This window comes from Pseudomonas neustonica (assembly GCF_003797945.1).
Taxonomy (GTDB): Bacteria; Pseudomonadota; Gammaproteobacteria; order Pseudomonadales; family Pseudomonadaceae; genus Halopseudomonas; species Halopseudomonas neustonica.
The window spans coordinates 19164-40448 of the sequence record NZ_RKKU01000029.1 but is presented as its reverse complement, the minus strand read 5'-3'; the positions used below and the strand labels follow the sequence as shown (position 1 = coordinate 40448).

At 51.7% G+C, this 21285-nt stretch carries 17 protein-coding genes and 3 pseudogenes; 12 read left to right on the top strand and 8 right to left on the bottom strand.

What is annotated here, in order from left to right; all coding sequences use genetic code 11:
- Nucleotides 1-131: 131 nt before the first annotated feature.
- Entirely contained in the window at nt 132-797 is a 666-nt protein-coding gene (locus EF096_RS17290) for a hypothetical protein (protein ID WP_123891035.1), read from the bottom strand.
- A 162-nt stretch (nt 798-959) separates the two neighbouring features.
- Here EF096_RS17290 and EF096_RS17285 point away from each other — a divergent pair, with 162 nt between their 5' ends.
- From EF096_RS17285 to EF096_RS17275, 3 genes are all read left to right on the top strand, one after another.
- Nucleotides 960-2291, top strand: a complete 1332-nt coding sequence (locus EF096_RS17285) for a hypothetical protein (protein WP_123891034.1) — start codon at nt 960-962, stop codon at nt 2289-2291.
- Nucleotides 2292-2352: 61 nt separating this feature from the next.
- Nucleotides 2353-2580 (top strand): helix-turn-helix transcriptional regulator, encoded by a 228-nt coding sequence (locus tag EF096_RS17280; RefSeq protein WP_022964269.1) that lies wholly within the window; start codon nt 2353-2355, stop codon nt 2578-2580.
- 332 nt (nt 2581-2912) lie between these two features.
- Nucleotides 2913-3884, top strand: a complete 972-nt coding sequence (locus EF096_RS17275; protein WP_123891033.1) for a YagK/YfjJ domain-containing protein — start codon at nt 2913-2915, stop codon at nt 3882-3884.
- A gap of 140 nt (nt 3885-4024) precedes the next feature.
- Here the strand turns inward: EF096_RS17275 and umuC are convergent.
- A pseudogene (gene umuC / locus EF096_RS17270) lies at nt 4025-5179 on the bottom strand (translesion error-prone DNA polymerase V subunit UmuC); the annotation flags it as partial.
- Between the two features lie 209 nt (nt 5180-5388).
- Between umuC and EF096_RS17265 the strand changes: the two are divergent.
- The 5 genes and pseudogenes from EF096_RS17265 to EF096_RS17245 form a co-directional block, all read left to right on the top strand.
- On the top strand, nt 5389-5664 hold the full coding sequence (locus EF096_RS17265; RefSeq protein ID WP_059309297.1) for a metal/formaldehyde-sensitive transcriptional repressor: 276 nt from the start codon (nt 5389-5391) through the stop codon (nt 5662-5664).
- Between the two features lie 20 nt (nt 5665-5684).
- Nucleotides 5685-6614: a CDF family Co(II)/Ni(II) efflux transporter DmeF gene (dmeF, locus tag EF096_RS17260; RefSeq protein WP_023109442.1), complete on the top strand. Its 930-nt coding sequence runs from the start codon at nt 5685-5687 to the stop codon at nt 6612-6614.
- Nucleotides 6615-6699: 85 nt separating this feature from the next.
- Nucleotides 6700-7083: a hypothetical protein gene (locus EF096_RS17255; RefSeq protein ID WP_023109441.1), complete on the top strand. Its 384-nt coding sequence runs from the start codon at nt 6700-6702 to the stop codon at nt 7081-7083.
- Entirely contained in the window at nt 7076-7255 is a 180-nt protein-coding gene (locus EF096_RS17250; protein WP_016486502.1) for a DUF1289 domain-containing protein, read from the top strand. Before EF096_RS17255 ends, EF096_RS17250 begins: the two co-directional genes overlap by 8 nt.
- A 39-nt stretch (nt 7256-7294) precedes the next feature.
- A pseudogene (locus EF096_RS17245) lies at nt 7295-7509 on the top strand (DUF4113 domain-containing protein); the annotation flags it as partial.
- Between the two features lie 3 nt (nt 7510-7512).
- Here the strand turns inward: EF096_RS17245 and EF096_RS17240 are convergent.
- The 6 genes and pseudogenes from EF096_RS17240 to EF096_RS17215 form a co-directional block, all read right to left on the bottom strand.
- Nucleotides 7513-7926 (bottom strand): TetR family transcriptional regulator, encoded by a 414-nt coding sequence (locus tag EF096_RS17240; RefSeq protein WP_177412365.1) that lies wholly within the window; start codon nt 7924-7926, stop codon nt 7513-7515.
- The gene (locus EF096_RS20405; RefSeq protein ID WP_177412364.1) at nt 7916-9760 is read right to left on the bottom strand and encodes a site-specific integrase; all 1845 of its coding nucleotides are present in this window, start codon (nt 9758-9760) and stop codon (nt 7916-7918) included. Before EF096_RS20405 ends, EF096_RS17240 begins: the two co-directional genes overlap by 11 nt.
- Complete coding sequence (locus EF096_RS17230) at nt 9757-11367, bottom strand: hypothetical protein (protein WP_079381915.1); 1611 nt, start codon at nt 11365-11367, stop codon at nt 9757-9759. The genes EF096_RS20405 and EF096_RS17230 overlap by 4 nt, the downstream gene beginning before the upstream one ends.
- A gap of 10 nt (nt 11368-11377) precedes the next feature.
- Nucleotides 11378-12535 carry a tyrosine-type recombinase/integrase gene (locus EF096_RS17225; RefSeq protein WP_034000619.1) on the bottom strand — a complete coding sequence of 386 codons (1158 nt, stop codon included), beginning with the start codon at nt 12533-12535 and terminating at the stop codon, nt 11378-11380.
- Nucleotides 12536-12654: 119 nt separating this feature from the next.
- Nucleotides 12655-12774 (bottom strand): annotated as a pseudogene (locus EF096_RS17220) (Y-family DNA polymerase); the annotation flags it as partial.
- Nucleotides 12771-13211 (bottom strand): LexA family protein, encoded by a 441-nt coding sequence (locus EF096_RS17215; protein ID WP_372237860.1) that lies wholly within the window; start codon nt 13209-13211, stop codon nt 12771-12773. The pseudogene EF096_RS17220 and the gene EF096_RS17215, both read right to left, overlap by 4 nt.
- Nucleotides 13212-13564: 353 nt before the next feature.
- On the opposite strand from EF096_RS17215, the gene EF096_RS17210 reads away from it, so the two are divergent.
- The 4 genes from EF096_RS17210 to EF096_RS17195 all read left to right on the top strand — a co-directional run bounded on the left by EF096_RS17210 (nt 13565) and on the right by EF096_RS17195 (nt 20994).
- Nucleotides 13565-14395: a hypothetical protein gene (locus tag EF096_RS17210; RefSeq protein ID WP_123891030.1), complete on the top strand. Its 831-nt coding sequence runs from the start codon at nt 13565-13567 to the stop codon at nt 14393-14395.
- Nucleotides 14396-14504: 109 nt separating this feature from the next.
- Entirely contained in the window at nt 14505-19376 is a 4872-nt protein-coding gene (locus EF096_RS17205; protein ID WP_123891029.1) for a DEAD/DEAH box helicase, read from the top strand.
- A 25-nt stretch (nt 19377-19401) separates the two neighbouring features.
- Nucleotides 19402-20502, top strand: coding sequence for a hypothetical protein (locus tag EF096_RS17200; protein ID WP_123891028.1), 1101 nt, complete (start codon nt 19402-19404; stop codon nt 20500-20502).
- A gap of 108 nt (nt 20503-20610) precedes the next feature.
- The gene (locus tag EF096_RS17195; RefSeq protein WP_123891027.1) at nt 20611-20994 is read left to right on the top strand and encodes a DUF2513 domain-containing protein; all 384 of its coding nucleotides are present in this window, start codon (nt 20611-20613) and stop codon (nt 20992-20994) included.
- Nucleotides 20995-21285: the final 291 nt, after the last annotated feature.

Here is a 21285-nt window from a genome sequence, read left to right as displayed (position 1 = left end):
GGGGTAATCTGAACAGGGTCATTAATGTACTGATTTTAATAGAATTTGGCGGGTTCAGTTTTCGCTTGGAATACCTTTTGGAATCTGAATCTGTGATTGGCAAGGGGGTGGTGCCTTGTGATGCAGCAATTCTAACCGGGAATTGAACTGAGAACCTTCGTTTGCTTCTTCACATCTCGTTGAATGATACGAAGTTTCTCATTGACCTGTTCATCAAGCTCCTCGATTTCGCCGTCGAATGGCGGTGCGTCACTATCCATTGATGTCTTCCACATCTCTAGCGCGAGAATGTGTGAGCGTAGCTGCTTATGCAGTTCGTCTACCTCTAGGTTCTTTATTTTGAGCTGGTGCTGCAAGCCCAGGTGCTCGTAGGTCCACTGTTCTATTTGTTTTTTGTGCTCGAACATCCATTTTTCTCGAGCTTCTGCCAGGGCTTCAGGGGTATTGATCAGCAATATTGAGACGGTCTCGGATGGGCTTTTTCCAATTTTTCTTGTGAGCTCATCCAGGGCCCTACAGGCTTCTAGGGAGAGGTTGAATCTCTTCTCTTTGTTTTTTTTCTGTGAGCGGCGTTGCCTTAAATTATTCTGTAGACGTGTAATTATTTTGCTGCATTTATTTTTTTGTAGGGCGTTAACCCACGCCTCTACGGTTCTGCGTACATTAGCTTTTTCGGTCAACTGGATGCCTGTATTTTTGATGCAGCTCCGCTCCAGATCGTTCGCTCGCCTTTTCAGGTATTCTGTAGCGTAATAGCACTCATTCTCATCCCTAAGCCACTCAATCTGCTCAGTCACTTACTGCTCCTCGACATGCCGGATACCACTGCTTTTCTAGGGATTTAGTTTCCATTGGTTGCTTTTCCAGTATAGCGTTATACATAACGTTATCCATAATGCTATACATAACTGTTTTTATAAAATACCCTATCTGGAAAGGAGATAAGTGGCGATCTATCCATGCTTGAAAAATTGATAGGAATTAATGCTGAAATTTTAAGCGCAAACGAAAAGCTCGTATTACTTGTTTTTTTTGCAAATTTTGAGAAGCGCTGGACCGGTGCAATGACGCTTGCTTCCCTCGCCGAGCAATTGGGTCTGAGGGCGAGGTTAGTGGCTTCAGCGATGCCTTTGCTACTGGACGCAGGGTTCATAAAAGCGAGAACGTGTTATGGGTCATTTGGTAGGCCGTTGCGTGAATTCGCTGTCAACGAAGTAAAGCTTCGTGCGTTACCCGAAGCCAGAAAGCTTCGTCGGGAAAGCATTATTTCTTCCGGTTTATTCCTTCAGTCCCCCACGATCAAGGCTTCAAGATTGAATTGGTCCCATCAGCTGCAATCGTTAGATGCTGATGAGTACTCATCTGAAAGCGGTGAAGCCGGGTCCTCGATTTCACCTAAGGTTCGGCGAATGATTGAGGGTCGGAAAGGATATTTAGATGCTTCTGATGTATTGCTGCTCGCGTTGCTGCTCGCTGTGTCTGACCAGATGGGAGTGGTAAAGGGATGGAGCTTTAGGCAGATCGCTGCTGCCATTGGGGTGACGCAGCTAGCAGTCAAGGGCCGGCTGAAAAAGCTGGTGAGACATCGGGTTCTTCGTCGTGTGATTCCCGGTGTGGCAGCCCCAATTTTTCAACGTAAACTTGAGAGCGTCATTCTGCTCAATACGAATCACCCGTTATTCTCATCCACTGGACGTAGGGTATCAGCGGTCATCAACCGCCTTATCGGCAGTGAGGCCGAATGGGGTTTTGTGGCTAGCCTTTTGACAGATTCTAGAAGTAATAATCCCCTCTATTACGGTCGGGAGGTGATGCTATTGCGAACCCTTCCTTTTCATGCATTCGAGCAGTTGGAATTCATGTTGCTCGAGCTTGCGAGCAAAGGGTTCGAGTGTGCGTTAGCCGAGGGGAAGATTGATCGTGCTTCACTCGAGGTTGATGCGAAAGCGGATATCGCGCGCGTTATGCGGAGTTATGACGATGGATCACTACGTTCTGACCTAGTCTCGGAGTTGATAGAGGGTCTGGCTTTTCTGGTTTACCTGCTGGTACAGGAGCTGGATGGTCGGATAAGGCCTCTGCTTGCTGAGCTAGGGGCGCGAGATAAGGTCCTAATGCTACCGGGCAATATGACCCAAGGTTATGAGTATATTGGAGTTCTCGTATTTCCAGCTTTAGAGCCTCGAGGTTTCGCGGTTGAAGGCTATGGAGCTTGGGAAGGGGTTGTTCTGAATGAGCAAAAGATTTCACTAACTGCTCTTGAGAAGGCAGGGCTTGCGGCCAAGGTATAGTCTTCCTCGTTTTTTTTTACTACCGCCAGAGATCCTCTGAGCCTTACAGAGGAGCCCGCTCATGAGAATAATCCGTTTGAAAGAAGTAATCGATTCGACCGGCCTGGCACGGTCGACCATCTACAAATATATCTCGGAAGAGACCTTTCCCAAGCCTGTATCCCTAGGGGATCGCTGCGTCGGCTGGGTCGATAGTGAGGTCCACGATTGGATCCTGGCCAGGATCGAGGAACGTGATCTAGCTATGGCAGCTACACGGCCAAGCAACCATTTCAGCGTCGCCAAATAAACTTTACCGCCATGACCTGCTAGGGCTGGTCATGGCAGCTTATGATGCTGCTCAGGAGGGCGGCTCTGATCTCAGCTAACTCTCCCAGTGCTCGGTGCGGAAAATCACTCGACAGGCTTGGCAATGTTGCTCCCCATTGCCCGGCCTGATCGGGAGGTCCTGAGGCAGGTAGGGCTGCATCTATTGATATAGCAATTAACTATCTACTCTAGCTATTCAATAGTCACAGTCACTATCCATTACTACTAACTACCACCAGAGGGAAAGAAGACAAGTAAAAAAAAATACATCACGTACCTGATATGCACCGACAACCTACCAGGTACTGAACCATGAACAACCGCAAGCTAAACATTCATCCCTCCCAATCTGAGATAGCCCTGAAGATCGAATCACTCGTCAAGGCTATAGAACGCAGCGATACACCTGCATTCAGGATCAGGCATAACCGATCTGGCTATGAGCGTCTCGATAACACCAGAATCTCCCGCTACTGCACTCACGTGCAGCAGATGTACAACCTGTTCGATGATCGTGTGCCCTATGACTACAGCGAGCAGTTACAAGCGTTCCGGGTTGCCTGGGAAGAAATCGGTCTTGAACCATCACCTGCTGGTCCTATCTGCCTGAATGACAGGGGTTCATACTGGCTCAGTCATCCAGAAAGCATGAACGTCCTCACTGAGCGGATCCGTGAGTTGACTCGTCAGCGTTGGTATAAGCGCAGGGCCGGGGATCGAGCCTATGAGGCACGCAAGCAGGAGAGGGAAATCACCGCTTACACGGATGCTGTGATGAGTATTTATTCCCGCACTATGGTCATCAGACTGAACCTCTACTACCGCCCTGAAGCTCAGGTCAGGCAGCGAGTCGAGCACGTCTTTAACCATCTAGATGTCTTGATCTCCAAGCACAGCCGCCATCCGATCTTTGAGCGCCTTGTCGGATACATTTATGCAGTGGAGCAGGGAGACCGCAATGACGGGAGGGGTTACCACATCCATGCGGCCTACTTCTTCAATGGCAATCACGTGGGCCGGGATGTCTTGAAGGCGATTGAGATTAGCGAGTTGTGGGAGGCGATCACGCGTGGTCAAGGTTATGCTCACAGCTGTAACCATAACAAGGAGGGGTATGGCAACAAGTGCGGTATTGGCCGGTTCCAGAGGGACAATCAGTCGGTAAGGCCTAATGTCCACGAAGCGATGAAGTACCTGGTAAAGGACGGCCAGCACCTGCGCTTGAGGCCTGTGGGAGCACGTTGCCTGCGTAAGGGCGCGCTGGGGCGTTTTCGTCGGGGGTAATGGAGCCTCAGATGCTGAGCAGTTCACACAACAGGGTAGGTTGCTAAGCTTATGGCTTAGATGGTCAAGGACAAACAGCAGCCTCTGAGTGTCAAGCTAGCTGGTGCAAGGGCACTACGCACTGGCTGTATTCGCTAGATTCAAGCCCGTACGGTCCACAATTGATCCAGCCGAGTGGTGTAGCTAGGACTGAGCAATTGCCGTTGCATACCCCACTCAGGCATTGCAGGGAGACGGGCTGACTTCAGCGTGTTCTTCCCCCAGCGTTGGTTGATCTTATCCATGGTCTGCATCAATCGGTCCGATGTCACGGCCTGGCTAGGGGCAAACAGATCTGGGGTATATTGATCACGTCGGCATAGCCCGAGCAACATGACGGAGGCCTTCGCATAGGCCGGGCCTACCCGGTAAATGCGTTCTAGGCCCTGCACGGCTGTCTGGATGAGTATTCGCGTATCGTCGGTGGGGTAGGGCAAATGGACCTGCATGTGACGTGAGAAGTGCTCCTCGCTTGGGTTGAACAGCCCCGTGCGAATCCCCACCTGGATGACCTTGCAAAGTGACTGTTGTCCTCGAAGCTTTTCAGCGGCACGGGTGGTGTAGCTGGCAACGGCTTGTTGAAGCTCGGCCAGATCGTAAACCCGCTGCCCGAAGGCACGGCTACTGCATATCTCCTGTTTGGGTGGTGCTTCCGCTTCCATGTTCAGGCAGTTGATACCCCTCAGTTCACGGGCTGTTTTCTCCATCACTACACTGAAGCGTTTACGCAGTAGTGCAGGATCGGCATTTGAAAGCTCCCAGGCTGTTTTAATGCTCATGGCTTGCAGGTGCTCATTCATACGACGGCCAACGCCCCATACTTCCGCTACGGGCATGGCCTTGAGTAGCTTGTCTCTGCGTTCTGGATCGCGGATATCCACCACGCCACCGGTCTGGCGCTGCCAGCGCTTGGCGGCTGCATTGGCGAGCTTGGCCAAGGTTTTGGTGCTGGCAATGCCGACACCCACCGGAATGCCTGTTATTTTCAGTACATCAGCACGTAATGAATAGCCGAGCTGATCCAGGGGCTCAGGTAGTCCAGTTAGGTCTGCAAATGCTTCATCGATGGAGTACACCTCAACCATCGGAAGGCGACGTTCCAGGGTAGTCATCACCCGTTCACTCATGTCCCCATACAGCGCATAGTTACTGCTGAAGGCCAAGATGCCTTGGCTTCGCAGGGTGTCCTTGATCTTGAAGTAAGGGTCACCCATTTTAATGAAGGGCTTGGCTTCAGCACTGCGAGCTATCACGCAGCCGTCGTTATATCTGAATGACTCTAACTATTAGTAGATCCTATCCTACTGATTTACAAAGATATTTATTAGCTAACATTTTTCTCCTATTTTATTCTTTTTTGGGGTCGACCGAGCCGCGTCCTCGTACCACCAACGACAATTCTTACGCGCTTCTTGTATAGGGGGGGCGGGTATGCCACCATTCGCATAGGTAAGGGGGGTATAGTATGGGACATGTAGCATCAAATAAAGACGATCTGCTTAAGCGTGTGAAACGCATCGCTGGTCAGATCCAAGCGGTTGAACGGGCCTTGGAGTCAGATCATGACTGTGCCAAAACGCTTCATCTGGTGGCTGCCACTCGCGGGGCCATCAACGGTTTGATGGACGAAATCATTGAGGATCACGCCAGGGCGCATGTTGCTGACCCCACTCTCAGCGATGAGGAACGTAGCAAGGGTGTCGAAGAGCTTCTCGAAGCCATTCGGCGCTATTCCAAGTGAGAAAAGCAGGCTTGAACTCCATGAACAGCAACACTAGCTTCACGCACGAGCACGTGTATCTCGGCTCGGCACATGATGAGAATGCAAAGCGCACCCTCTGGGTAGTGATACTTACCGTCGTGATGATGGTCGGTGAGATTGCTGCTGGGTACATTACAGGGTCTATGGCTCTGCTAGCCGATGGATTTCATATGGCTACCCATGCGGGTGCGTTGGGGATCGCAGCTGCGGCTTATGCGTATGCCAAGCGTCATGCATCCAGCACTCGCTTCAGTTTTGGCACCGGCAAAGTGGGAGATCTGGGTGGCTTTGCTTCAGCGCTTATTCTGGGATTGGTATCTCTGGGAATTGGCGTTGAGTCCGTAATTCGCCTGCTTCAGCCTACTGACGTCCAGTTCGGGACGGCAACGCTCATTGCCATCGTTGGCCTAGGGGTCAACATAGTAAGCGCTCTGTTGCTTGGCCACGGTCACAGCCATGGCCACGATCATCACGATGATCACGATCATAGTCCTCACGGAGGTGATAACAACCTCAGGTCAGCGTATATCCATGTGATTGCCGATGCCCTGACGTCTGTTCTTGCCATCGCTGCCCTGCTCGCTGGCCGCTACCTCGGTTGGGTCTGGCTTGATCCAGCCATGGGTATCGTGGGCGCGATTGTAATCGCACGATGGGCCTGGAGCCTGATGGGTGCGACTGCGGGTGTTCTACTCGATCAAACCGACGATCATGTTGCAGATGAAATTCGCGAGCTGGTTGAACAACCTGGCGATGCCAAAATTACCGACCTGCACGTGTGGCGTGTCGGCCCACAAGCCCACGCTGCAATTGTCAGTGTTGTCGGGGGGGCGACGACAAATGCGGACAACATCCGTGAACGGCTAACGCCTGTTCACGAAGTTAGTCACCTCACAGTTGAGTTTCGAGCATTGGCTCCTATCGCTTAGTGCTTATTGAAATCGGCAAGGCCCCTTCAATGGGCGCACAGGTGCATGCCTTGCCTACTCAACCTTACTGATCCTGGAACCCACCATGCCTTCAAGCAAACGCGATCACGCTCGCATTGAGCGCCGCTTGATTGCGAGTCTCACAGACGCCTGCGAAGCCGCCAAGGCTGAAATTGTCGGCTTCGATTGGCTAACCCACGAAGCCAACTACCAAGCGTTTCCTCAAAGCCTGCGCGTGATCTGGGTATTTGACACCATGCCCAACAAAGACCGAGCCCTTGGAGCCGGACAGGACAAACGGATGGTTGAGCTGACCTCAACGGCGTTCGAAAAAGCCGGTGTCACCGCGCTAAATGTGAAACGGCATGTGTACTTCGACTCTGAAGAAGAATGCGCGGCGAGCCAAGTTGGTGATTGGGTAAAACGCTTGGCAAAAATGCACAGGGTAAGGGGTAACAACCTTGGCTAAAGACATCGAGAACCCCTGTATTTCAACGTGCCAGCTCAGCGGTGACCTGTGCGTGAGCTGTGGACGAAATAGGGAAGACATACGTAAATGGAAGCGCATGAAGCGCCCTGAGAAAATGGCGGCGGTTCAACGGGCGGCCTTGCGATTGAAGAGCTTGCAGCGAGGCAGATAATCTCCGAGGCTCGAAAAAACAAACGCGGCTATCTGCCTGCCAGGAGAATACACACCTGATCTATTCGCCAGCGTGCAGCCCGCAGCGTCTCATAAAGTCATGCAGGTGATGGATCAGATCAACGCAAATGGGGACGAGGCACTATGCGACCTGGACCTGTCCCCGTGACGCCAGAATGGCGTATGAAGCGCGAGATGTTAAGTCCCAGCTACACAACCCGGCTGGATCAGCTTTGGACAGTTAAATGCCAATAGAGGCTAGCTGCGGGGTTTGGGGTTGATGGAGACTACCTTCCCGCTAGAGGCTGCCTTCAACTCGGCCATTTCGAACAGCAAGCGTTGGTTTACGGAAGCAATTCGGGCTAATTCCTCTAAAAGCTGGTCGTTCTCCGCACGGAGCACCCGGTTCTTCTCCTTTTCAACCATCAGTGCCTGATGTTTCGAATCACGCTGTGCGCGCACTGATTTGCCCATGAGCGTGCGAATTCTCTCCGCCACCGCTGGGTACGTGTTGTGAATGAGGCCAGGTGTAACGCCTGCTGCTCGGGCAACCGACGCGATGGAAATCTTCTCGTTACCTACGACAAGGCCATCAATGACTTTATCAAGGGCATCTAGTGTTTTTGACCGCGAACGCCCAGGGGACTTCCCCTCAGTCGGCTTAATAGCCATTCGCTGCCTCATTGGTATCGTCATTGATGGGAGATAGACCTAAGCTTGTGATGACATCCAGTGCGACCTGCATGTCGCGCTCTGCTCGCTGCCTAACAGCAGGGCCTGCATCCACGATTTTGATCAGCTCCTGCTGTTGGCTGTAAATGTCCTGCCACGTGCCAGCGAAAAACTCATCAATCACCGAGCTTTTGCATCCTGGGCAGCGTGTGGCTTCGTATAACCCAGCTCCACCGCAGCCTCGCTCCGTCGCAATGCACCAGCCGTGGCCAGTAGCACGAATGTTGGCATGCGGGGCCGTTTGGGCAAGTAAAGCGGGCCTGTCTTTGATCGGAATAGCCCGCATCTCCACGATCTTTTCGCCGGCCCCGCCAGCCAATGGCTGATCGTCGAGCCATGACTCGATCAGGTCGATTTTGAATTCGGTCATTTGCTGGAATATTTCGTCAAAAAGGCTTAGATCTTGTTGCGGATTCGATGCATAGAGTTGGGTCATGCTCATGCTGGTATGTTTGAACTGCCATTTTAAATAGATCAGTGAGGTGCGGCCCATACGGGATTCTACAAAGCATCGAGCATAAGTTCGTCTACATTGGTGCGTCCTTAGTGGCCAAGTGCTCCCAGCCGCTTTGGCTAACCGATCAAATGCATAATTGGATGCCTGCCCGCTAAGGGCCTCTACATATTGATCCTGAAGTCTTCCACCCGGAGCATGCCGTCCAAGAAATAGCTTTTTTGAGTCCCTTCGCGCCTTTTCCAGCCGAAGCAGGTGTTCAGCGGGGTCATTTGGATTGGTAACTTTTGCAAGAAGCCTGATCTCTTGATCTAGCTCCTTTCTGATAGTTACTGAATATTTTGCCAAAATTTCAAGCGCGTTCAGAGTTAACTCAGGGACGAGATACTCTACGCGCCCTTTCCCGGTTTTGTGCTCTATCGTGGAAACCCAGCAAAACAACACGCCGTCTTTAACGACACGGCGCCAAGCTCCAACCTCGATCCCAATAGCCTCATCATTACGCATACCGCTAGTTATTGAAACTATAAAAAGTACCGCATCTCTGCAAAGTACTGATAGATGATCATCGCTAGGGTTGTATCCAATGCCATTGATCGAAAGCTCGGATTTCATATCCTGAATGACAGCTTCAGAAAAATTGAATATTTTGGACAGATCTTCAGGCGGGATTATATCCGTTCGACCTACGTTCTTGTTACCAGCATCAAGCCCTTTTACCTTACTAATTCCACATATTCGCCACAGTGTAGAGTTACCCCACGGATAACTCTGGAGCGGGAACAGCATATCGGCAGCGAAAACCCAAAGGAAATCGATAATCCGTAGTCGCCCATACAACGGAAGCGGCCTCAATTTAAGCTCATGCTTACAATGATGGATATAATTACTGATATGGATTGGACGTACATCAGAGAATCTCGCGATGCCAAGATCTTTAAGCCAGCGCAAAAATGGCATAACGCTTGCGACCGCCAAAGTTGTGATACCTCTGGCGATAGGGGGTTTTGAGCTGGGCATTCCCCTTTTAAACCACGCATAAGTCACGGCTTTGCAATCATCAATGAGCGCTTGAGCAATGCTCGTATCCCAGTTTATGAACTTAAAGTATTCGGCAACATTGGCCTGATCAAAAAACGGTCGAAGATCCCACTGGGAATCCCCGAGCCTGCTAAGAACCAGCGTTTCACCATGCTCGTCAACAATAGCGCTTACGATAATAGCGTCTCGCTCTGCGGGGCTCAGGCCATTGGCTGTAATTGGCTGCGCGATGAGGACATCATACGCCTTCAAAACCGCATTCGAGTTCCTGATATTCAAATCCTGCCATCCCTTCTTTTTTTTATGAACTCAATTTTTTTTGCCCAAAACAAATGCGGAGATGCTTCCGCCTTAGCCTTTGCTCGGGCAACCAAAGCCGGATCAAATTTTTGTAGAGTAAATGCATCTATTAGCTGTATGTAGTTGAACTGGCGCTTGCGCCATGTCTCCCATTCATCCGTCAGATAGTATTCAACCTCCGCATAGAGGAATTGCTGGTAGCTGAATAGGCGATACAAATCCTCAAGTGTCCCTACGATGGCATAGCTAGGGCACCCAAGGCAGTGGATGAACTCAGAGCAATGAGTGACCCCATCCTTAGGCGCCCGATTGCCATACAGGCTGTCTTGGCAACCTCCAGGAGGAGTAGGCGTAACGTGGATTCCACGCAGCTTGTCAGGAAAGGCTTCACCAACAAAAATAGCTCCCTCAGCCTTGATTTCGTCATTGATCCTTAAATAGTGGTTATCTGCAACCTGTGGCGTATGCCCCATGACCGAGGAAACTTCTAGAATATCCCCTCCGCTGAGCTTCCAAAGACGGTTTTCCATTGTCTTTCTCAACCGGCTGAGGGTGACATTTAATCGATTCCCTTGATCATCTTGGAGCGCATGTCGTTCGCAAATACTCCTGGTCGATGAAAAAACTGCACTTGGAGTTAGAGTTGCAATTTCGTCAGAGCGGCCCGGCTGGCCAGAACGGTATAACCACACGCATGATGAGATATCCTTCGATGCAAGCGGCACAAGAGTCTTACTCATCTCAAGAGCTTTATTCAGGACAGCAACGCCATCTAGCGGAATAGCGCTGTACTCATCCAGCAGATTGGTCTGGCGTATCGTTTTGCTCTGCGCACCTTTGCCCCGTCGCTTCATCGTCGTAATCAAGCGCAGACTAGGAATAAATGGGTGAGGCTGCAAGGCATCCCTTTTCATTTCTAGCAGTGGCGTGGTATTGATACCCGATCTTGCGGCAGTGATTATTAACATCACTGTCATCGCCTCGGCGCCATTACCTAAAAATGTTCCTTTATGAATTGCGACAAGATCGGATTTCAATGCTCCTAGCAGCCTTTGCATTTCCCCAATGGTTAGGGGATCTGCATCTTTGGTGACTTGAGCATTGTTTGGAAACGGGTTTGGTGGCAGCAGGTCATCAAGATCGCCTTCTACGAAACCGTAATCAGCCATGACGATCACGAGCGACTTGAAGCTAGTGTAGTAATTCTTGGCTGTCGATCCGTTCGGATATTTCAGTTTGAGCCAAGAGACGAAACGCTCCAAATGCCGCTTGCTTAGATTATTAGGTGTAGCGGGAGGTGACTCGACCGCTCCACCGGCCAAGAACGCTAAAAAATACCGAAGCCCGTTTGAAGAATAACTTATCAAGGTCGCCACAGAGAAATTTTCTCCGTGAAGTAATGTCCTTATGACATGCAAGCTTTGAATTGCCCAGGCATCGAAGCCCAGACCTAGATATTTTGTATGGTCTAGTTTTTTATGGTTTCTAGGGTTTCTCGGAAGATCAATGTAGATATCATTTTCAACAGTCTCGAATCCCTCTGTGATGGTTTTCAACGATGCCGTGTAGTTTTTTTGCCTTGCCAATGTAACTACCTCAGATCTGCTTCGTGGCGCTAGCCATGAACATCATGTCAATCTCATCTTCATGCGCAAGTACGGATTGAGCCTCAAGCTGATTGATCAGATGCAGATATATCATTGTTGTTTGGACGTCAGAATGGCCCAGCCTGTCTCTTACATACAGTAACGGTTCACCTTCAAAGTCTTTACTTTTCCGAAGGGCCAGCAGCGTGTAAGTACCATAGGTGTGGCGAAGCATATGTGCACGAACGTAGAAGCCGCACTTATGCTCATAAGACTTCATAACATCCACAACAGAATCTTTGGAGTAGTGCCTGCCTTCGTTGGTAAGCAATAGCGCCGTCACGGATCCATTACCCTGAGATTTACGAATCTCACGCTGATAAAGGGAATAAGACCACATGTCCTCCATCAACGACCAAGGCACATCAATGGTTCTCGGGCGGTCGTACTTGATATGCATGTCAGAAGGATCAAGAGCGATGCTTATCATCTGCCCAGGGCGCAGCCCTTTTTTTAATCTGGGATTGAAAACGTACTTTAGGGGGAATGACCTTGCCTCACAGGAGCGAAGTCCAGTACGAACCATGAGATGGAACAGTATTTGGTGACTAGGATCAGTATCCGCTGCAAGGCATACCTTGACCTGGTCTTTCGTCAGAAATTTTGTCGGTCGCTTACGGTCACGCACCATCACCGACACTTTGGTGGTCTCGACTCCAGGCCTCGCAACGTGCGTAAGGAGTCCATGGTGAGGAGCCGCTCTCACCCTTTTCTCTCCAAAAGGAAGGATAGTGATAAGGCCGCGCTGTTTGGCCCATCGGTAGAACCTAACGACCAGAGCCAGGCGATTATTCACCGTGCCAGGATCAAGAGATAATTCTCCACTAGACCAATCCCTGTACCTGGAGAGAACGCTGAGACCGTGGGCCGGGCTTTCTTCGTTCCAGGCCAAGCCATTGGCGTCCAGGAAGGCGAAGTAATCGTATAGACGGCGTCCGTAGGCTTCCCACGTCAGATCGCTCAGAGACTCCCCTGACTCGATTAGTGCTTGCCAAAGAAAGGTTTGCGCTGGCTCGACTGGCCATCCCTCAGACCCAATCAGCAACGGAAAGCCTTCGAAGGATCTACCTGCCAGGGTTAGGTCTTTTGTTGCAAATACAAGCCTCATACCGCTGCCTTAAGCCAGTGCTGATGGTTTTCCTCTTGAAGGCTGGAAACGGCTGTCCCAGACCGGTTCAGAAGGTGGCGCGGACTCTACAGGATTTACTAACGGTTTCCACCCCTCAGATCGTTGTTGCTCAGGACGACAATGGGGGTCTTTGCCAGGTCAGGACGAAATACCCGCTCGCAACTGGCGTAAAAGCTGTTGCAGTCGATCAAGGCAAAGCTTTTCGGCGCCATGCTCATTTCTCGCAGGTCAGGTGCCAGCGGATACTGTTGCGTACAACACCCCAGATCTGAAGCTCATCACCTTCCAGCACATGCAAGGACGCAAATTGCGGATTTTCAGGTTGCAGGATCAATTGCTGACCTCGCCGAATCAAGCGCTTGACGAAAACCTCGCCGTTGACAGCGGCCACGACAATATCACCATGCCCGGCTGTCAGAGCACGGCTGACGACCAAGATATCGCCATCGTGAATGCCAGCGCCGGTCATGCTGTCACCGCGAACGCGAACTAGGTAGGTATGGGGAGCGTGCACATCGAGCAGCTGATCCAGCGAGATCTTCTGCTCCATGTGATCCAGTGCTGGGCTGGGAAAGCCAGCTGAAACAAGGGCGTCGTAGCAACTGACGAGCTGACCGGAAGGCATCACCGTGCCGATAAAGACTGCGTTAGACATGGGAACCTCGGAAGCTGTGTATTTATACAGTAATTGGCTTGAGGCGATCACGCAATCGCTGAAATGTTTCTGGCGATGCAGGTTGTCTTATGAACTGGCAAGATCAAGGCAGGCAGGCCAAGATAATCAGGAAGGGCTGGGCTAGAGCGGGTTTCTTCAATCTCGGCAAAAAAGACCGCTACGGTAATCAAGCCCGCATCGTGCATCGGGGGCAAGCACTTACGTGTCAGTCGTACCGTCGGGGTGTCGTTGCCAGCGCAAGCCAAGGCTGCAGGCATGAATGTCACAGCCAATAGCCAGCATGCTGAATTACCAGGCGCTAACCGGGACAACGCTTTCAGGGAATATCACGTATGAGAAGCGAGCATGATAATGACTGTCTGGTGCTCACCTACAACCTTTCAATGGGCTTGGAAGGCAAGGATGAATCTCCTGATAATCCGCTCTCGAGAGCTACAAAGGGAGTGTTTCACTCCGGCAAACCAAGCCGGCGTATTTGCCAATGTTTTTTTCGCGGACCTGATGAGATGCTGCGATGGTTCGGCGTGTTTGTTCACTCAAGGGGTGAGCGAATACTATTTTTCCCGGGCTATAAAGCTATTGACGATAACGTGCACGTTTTTGGTAATAGCCACTCGAAAGAGTGGAATCAGCCATTCGTTATAGATCACTTGACCTTGGAGCCTGGCCGAAAAACATGGCATTTGACGTCTCCAGAATCTGGTCATATCGGTAAATTAAAAGCAAGGGCGCTGGAAGGATGTACGCACTGGTTTTCAGTGAGCATTGATTCGGCTGAGGTTTTGCGATTAGTTCGCAAAGAAACGCAGGTTTCTGCAGAAGTCTCCGGCTCAGATACTGATCGAAGAGCCAAGATTCTTGAGTCCATGACCAAGCAATCAGTTACTCAGATTTTGCAGCTGAACGGTGAGTATGAACTGATTGCCTCCTCAAGTTTCCTGCATTTCTCTGTACTGATCGGCCCGGCTGGTTTCACTTCGCCACAGAACCAAATTATGGGTTTGCCTTATGGCGGCAAGCTTGCCAGTCAAAGACCAAATAACTGGAATGGCAAAGCGCCAATCAGGATCCACCGGTTTCAGCTATCTAAGGGCATTGAAATTGAAATAGTTGCTAGCCATCATTCGGGCGACCTAAGCATGCCAGTAGTTTTTGGGTGCTGATGTTGGCTTTGAAGCTGCTTAGCGAACCGATCAACGAAGAGGTATCGGCTCATGGTAAAGTCACGCCGATACGCCCAATAGCCGATTAAGGCAGTAAAAAGGATTTCTGATGTCAGCCCTGTCGTCCCTGCTCGATACATACCGCTCCGCCTCAGTCACCGAACGCGAGAAAGGCACTTACTTCGAAGAGCTGATATGCGCCTACCTGCGTAATGAAGCTACCTACCGTGATCTGTACGACAAGGTGTGGATGTATGGCGACTGGGCCAAGGAGCAAGGCCTAGACGGGCGCGATACCGGTATCGATCTGGTGGCACGTACCCAGGGCACCGGCGAGTACCATGCTATTCAATGCAAGCTTTACGCTGAAGACTATCGCGTCCAGAAAAAAGACATCGACAGCTTCTTCACTGCATCAGGCAAGGCTCCGTTCTCACATCGGATCATCGTTACTACGACCAACAACTGGAGTGAGCACGCGGAGGACGCACTCCAGGGGCAGCAGCCACCGGTCAGCAAGATTGATCTGCAAGCTTTGGAAGATAGCCAGATCGATTGGGCAAAATACCAGTCCAATCAAACTGTGGCCCTCAAGGCCAAGAAACAACTGCGAGATCATCAACAAACAGCCTTGAATGCGGTGTCTGTTGGCCTGAAGACCGCAGAGCGCGGCAAGCTAATCATGGCCTGTGGAACAGGCAAAACCTTTACCAGTCTGAAAATTGCTGAACAACAAGCCGGTAAGGGTAAGCGGGTGCTGTTTCTTGTGCCCAGCCTGTCCCTGTTGTCGCAAACCCTGACTGAATGGACGCAGGAAAGTGAAATCCCGCTCCACAGTTTTGCTGTTTGCTCCGATAGCGACGTAGGCAAGAAGCGCAAAGCGGATGAGGACACCGTTCAGGTGTTTACCCATGAATTACGCTACCCAGCGACCACCAAGGCGGATCGGCTGGCTTCTGAAATGCTCAAACGCCACGATGATGAGCACATGAGCGTGGTGTTCTCCACCTACCACTCCATCGACGTGATCAGCCGTGCCCAGCACGAGCATGGTTTGGCAGCTTTTGATCTGGTGATTTGCGACGAAGCACACCGCACCACCGGCGCGACCTTCGGTGAAGATGATGAAAGCACCTTCGTGCGCATTCATGATGCTGATTACATACGCTCGGCCAAGCGGCTGTACATGACGGCTACCCCGCGCATTTATGGTGATGCGGCTAAGGTCAAAGCTGAGTCCGGCGAAGTCGCACTCTGCTCAATGGATGATGAGGCGTTGTACGGCAAAGAGCTGTATGTCATCAACTTCTCGGAGGCCGTTCAGCGCGGATTGCTCACCGACTATAAGGTGCTCGTTCTGACGGTTGAAGAGAGCGTCATCAGTCGTCGCCTTCAGGACTTGCTGAAAGACGAAGACAACCAACTCAAGGTAGACGATGCCGCCAAAATCGTTGGATGTTGGAAAGCATTGGCCAAGCAGGGGCTTCATGAACAGCTGATTGGTGACGCCGAGCCTATGAAGCGTGCCGTGGCCTTCTGCCAAGTCATTTCCCCCAACTACAAAGGCTCCAAGCACAAGGTCAGCTCCATCAACATCGCCAGTATGTTCCAGTCAGTGGTGGAGGCCTATCAGGAGGCCGAAGAGATCGAGGAAGCCTCTCGCTTGATCTGCGAAGCCGCGCACGTTGACGGTGGCATGAACGCCAGCCAGAAGGAAGCCAAGCTCAAATGGCTGAAAGAAGAGCCTCCGGCCAACACCTGCCGCATCCTCAGCAACGTGCGTTGCTTGTCAGAGGGTGTGGACGTGCCAGCGCTGGATGCAGTTTTGTTCCTGACCCCGCGTAACTCTCAGGTGGACGTGGTGCAATCCGTTGGGCGCGTGATGCGTAACGCACCGGGCAAGAAGCGTGGCTATGTGGTGCTGCCGGTTGTTATTCCGGCAGGTATGGAAGCGCATGAAGCGCTTAACGACAATCAGACATATAAAGTCGTCTGGCAGGTTTTGCAGGCGTTGCGCTCGCACGATGATAGCTTCGATGCCATGGTCAATAAGCTGGATCTGATCGGCTCCGACCCGCGCAAGATGGAAGTTATCGCCATCACGGACAAGGCTGATAAAAAGTCAAAGAGCAGCAGTAAGAAAGAGGCAGGTAAAGGCCAGTATGGCATCGGTGAAAAACGCAAAAAATACGATGCCGAGGGCCAGTTGAGCCAGCAGGCCGAGCTGACTTACGAAGTGGGTGAAATCGAAAAGGCGATCTACGCCAAGATCGTCGATAAGTGTGGCAACCGCCATCACTGGGAGGATTGGGCCAATGACATTGCCAAGATCGCCCGCACCCATATCGACCGCATCCAGGGTATTCTGGAGAACCCGGCCAATGCCCGCGAGAAGGCCGCCTTCAACGCCTTCTCTGCCGAGCTACGCGACGACCTCAACGACAGTATCAGCGACGGCGAGATTGTCGAAATGCTCGCCCAGCATCTGGTAACCAAGCCGGTGTTCGATGCGCTGTTTGAGGAATACAGTTTCGCCAGCCACAACCCAATGTCTAAGGCCATGCAAGGCGTGTTGGATGCGCTCCATGAGCACAGCCTGGGCAAAGAAGCGGATACCCTGGACAAGTTCTACGCCAGCGTGCGTCAACGTGCTGCCGGTATAGACAATGCTCAGGGCAAGCAGAAGATCATCGTCGAGCTGTACGACAAGTTCTTCCGCAATGCCTTCCCCAAGATGACCGAGCGCCTGGGTATCGTTTACACCCCGGTCGAGGTGGTGGATTTCATCCTGCACAGCGTCAACCACCTGCTACAAAAGGAGTTCGGCCAAACCCTGGGCAGCAAGGGCGTTCATATCATCGACCCGTTCACCGGGACCGGCACTTTTATCACCCGCCTGATCCAGTCGGGCCTGATCAAGCCGGAAGAGCTACCGCACAAGTACCAGCACGAGATTCACGCCAACGAGCTAGTGTTGCTGGCCTATTACATTGCAGCCATCAATATCGAAGCGGCTTACCACGGTGAAGTGATCGACGAGTACACGCCGTTTGAAGGCATCTGCCTGACCGACACCTTCCAGATGTATGAAAAGGACGATCTGGTGGATGTGCTGCTGGAGGACAACAGCGCTCGGCGTAAACGGCAGAAGGAGCTTGATATTCGGGTGATTGTAGGTAATCCGCCATATTCAGTGGGCCAGGGGGATGCTAATGCCAACAACGCAAACGTGGCATACCCGAGCCTGGATGAACGCATCCGAACAACCTATGCCGCGCGCTCAGGTGCAAATAACAAGAACGCCCTCTATGACAGCTATATCCGTTCCATTCGCTGGGCCAGTGACCGCATTGGCGATGCTGGCATCATTGGTTTTGTAACCAATGCTGGCTTTGTTGAGGCCAACACCGCAGATGGTTTGCGCAAGTGCCTGGCTGATGAGTTCTCCAGCCTCTATGTGTTCCATCTGCGTGGCAACCAGCGTACCAGTGGCGAAACCTCACGCAAGGAAGGAGGCAAGATTTTCGGTAGCGGCAGTCGTGCTCCGATTGCCATCTCGCTGCTGGTTAAAAATCCTGATGCCCAGGCTCAGGGTCAGATCTATTTCCACGATATTGGCGACTACCTCAGCCGCGAAGATAAGCTGGAGAAGATCGTCAGTTATGCCAGCGTGGCCGGTATTCCAAGCTGGCAACATGTAGTCCCAGACGCGCATGGTGATTGGTTGAAGCAGCGTGATAGCAGCTTTGATCAGTTCATTGTCCTCGGTGACAAGAAAAGCAATGCCCCCAAGATTTTTGACAACTATTCTGGTGGGGTTCAAACCAACAGGGATGCTTGGGTGTTTAACTACTCAAAAGCATCACTTATTCAAAATGTAAGTCGTTTGATCGAAAAATACAGCTCAGAACTGAGACGATTTAATGCTGCTCATTCAGTCTCTGAGCGGCTTACAAGAGAGACTGCGGCTGCAGGCTTTCTGGACAAGGATGCCACCCTGATAAGTTGGTCTCGATCACTTCGAAATGATGCGATCAAGAACAAGCTGCTCAGCTTTAATGCTGCGCCGATCACGGTTTCGACGTATAGACCATTTACGAAGCAATGGATGTATTTCGACAGGCGCTTGAATGAAATGGTCTTGCAAATGCCGAGACTATTCCCAGTTCCATCTGCCCCTAATTTGATAATCACGTTTAAAGAGCGCTGGAATGGTGTTGGCCAGTTTGCGCTGATCACCAACTCTATTTTGGAACAGCAAACAGATGGCGGTGCGCAGTGCTTCCCTCTTTACCTGTACGACGAAACCGCTCAAGCCTCAAAAGACGACCTGTTTGCAGAGAATGCTGAAGAAGGATTGCGCCGCCGCGATGCCATTACAGACGATGGCCTTGCGCATTTTCAAGCGGCTTACCCAGGTGAGCAAATCAGCAAGGAAGACTTGTTCTACTTCATCTACGGCATCCTCCATTCGCCTGACTACCGCGAACGCTTTGCCGATAATCTGAGCAAGGAGCTGCCGCGTATACCAGCGGTAAAGAAAGCCGCCGACTTTTGGGCCTTCAGCAAAGCCGGTCGCGCCCTTGCGGAACTTCACCTAAACTACGAAACCGTCGAGCCGTTCCCACTGACCATCGAGGCCAAGGGCACCCTCACCGATGCCGACTACCGCGTAGAGAAGATGAAGTTCGCCAAGAAAGGCGACAAGAGCACCGTCATCTACAACCCCCGCATTACCCTCAAAGGCATCCCCGAGGCGGCCTGGGGGTATGTGGTCAACGGCAAGGCCGCACTCGACTGGGTCATGGAGCGCCAGTCCGTTCGCACCGACAAAGCCAGCGGCATCGTCAACGACGCCAACGACTGGGCCATCGAAACCATGGGCAACCCCAAGTACCCGCTGGAGCTGTTCCAGCGCGTGGTCACCGTCAGCTTGGAAACCCAGAAGATCGTCAACAGCCTGCCGGCTCTCGATATCTGATACCCAGGAGGCCATGGATAGCGCTATGACAGGTTCGGCTATTCCTCTGGGTGAACGTGACGGCCTCATGCTGCGCGCCTATGAGGTCGAAAACGGCCTGCGTTGTGGCTGTGTGTGCCCTGGTTGCCGTCGTCCTTTGGTGGCAGCCAATCAGGGTGAGAAGCGCCTTCCATATTTCAGGCATGCCGAATTGGAGGGATGTAGCAATGGTCGATCAGAGGGTATTAGACGCGCTGCTGTGCAAGTGATCGCACAGCACCAGCGACTGCTATTGCCATCCTTCACTGAGAGCGTGAGTCAATTTCTAAAGAGCGGCAGAAGTATCGTCAGGGAAGTAGGGTTCGATACTGCATCCATTATCCCTGAAAAGGTAGAAAAGTTCGTCGATATTGATGGTCTTAGAGCCCACGTAAGGTTGACATTGCAAGGCCATAGCCTGATTGTCCGCATCAAATGCTCGGCTCGCCAGGAGCACGAACGAAAACGCCGGCTGCAGGGTATGGAGGTCTCCAGTATTGAGATCGACTTGAACTTGCTCACGGATGCACAGATCAACGATCAGGCGGTATTCACGCATGCCGTTTTGGATGATCCGCATAACCGCGCCTGGATTCGTTCGATGAAGGGTGAGGCTTTGATTAGCCGGGCCCGTGCCGAGCTGAAAACTGAGGCGGCACGCCTGAATACAGAGTGGCAGCAGGCCGAGGATGAACGTATTGCGGCGGCACCCACGGTTGAAGCCCAGCCAGATGTGCAGCAACAGGAGTATTTGGACGCTCTTGTCTTGCACCGTAACGCTCAAGTTGAGTTGGCGCGTTCAACAACGCGCGGCTGCGCGGGTGTCGAGCACACCTGGAAAGAGCGGGAAGCACTGATTGTAGCGACAATGTTTCAAGCCGTGCGAGAGTGGGGCTGTGTAGGTGCTGAGTGTTCAAGCTGCAGGCTAGTGAGCTCTCCTGGTTCGCGCTTCTGTCAGTACTGCGCGTCTGATTCCCAACGTCTGCGGGAGCTTCGGTTTTCTCCTGACCTGGAGCTGACAATCGAGCAGATTAAGCGTTGCTGGGTTACACCGCATGAGTCTTTGCGAGGGGCGCGGTATTTGATTGTCTTGCCAGATGTGAGCTGAAATCACGAAAAATAAAAGCACCCCAACTAACTCAGTAGGCAGTTTTGCCTGTGATGCACACGGCTGGGAGTTAGGGCGTATTTTGGTCTAGGACATGGAGGACTCGTCATGCAAAGAGACATGGACTTGCTGAGGGAAATACTGCTGAAGCTTGAGGGCATGAATCAGCAGGCGAATGCAATTCTGACCTTCAAGGCTGGGGATCTTGGTATTGAGGGTTTCACTGATGATCAGGTGATTTATCACTTTAGGCTATTGGCTGATGAGGGGTATATCGATCAGGGCGGACGTCCGCCATTGAGCGGTCTGATGTTCCGTCAGCTGACATGGAAAGGGCACGACTTTGCTGACTCGGTGAGGGACTCGGAGATCTGGAGGAAAACGCGGGGTGGTGCGCTGGCAGCAGGTGGCTGGACCCTGGATTTGATAAAGGATCTTGCAAAGGGGTATGTACGAAAGAAGCTCAGTGATACCACTGGTATTGAGCTTTAAGAGCCGTGTGGCTTTTATCAGTCCTGAAAATTTACTGGAAAAGCAGCTGGTTAGTTTTCTATTCCGGATGCCAAAAATTGGAGCTGTGTTATATCCGAGGCCAAGAGGCCCCGGATTCACTTGTTACATCTCACTGCATTGCAATCCAGCCATCATGGCCGCTTCCATGAACTCCTGGGTAGGCATACTGCGCCGGCTCATACGCTCTAGAGCTTCTGTTCCATATCGTTCGTTTAGCCTCTCGAACGCACAGCTACAGATCCTCCTGTCCGCGCCCCCTTGCATACATCC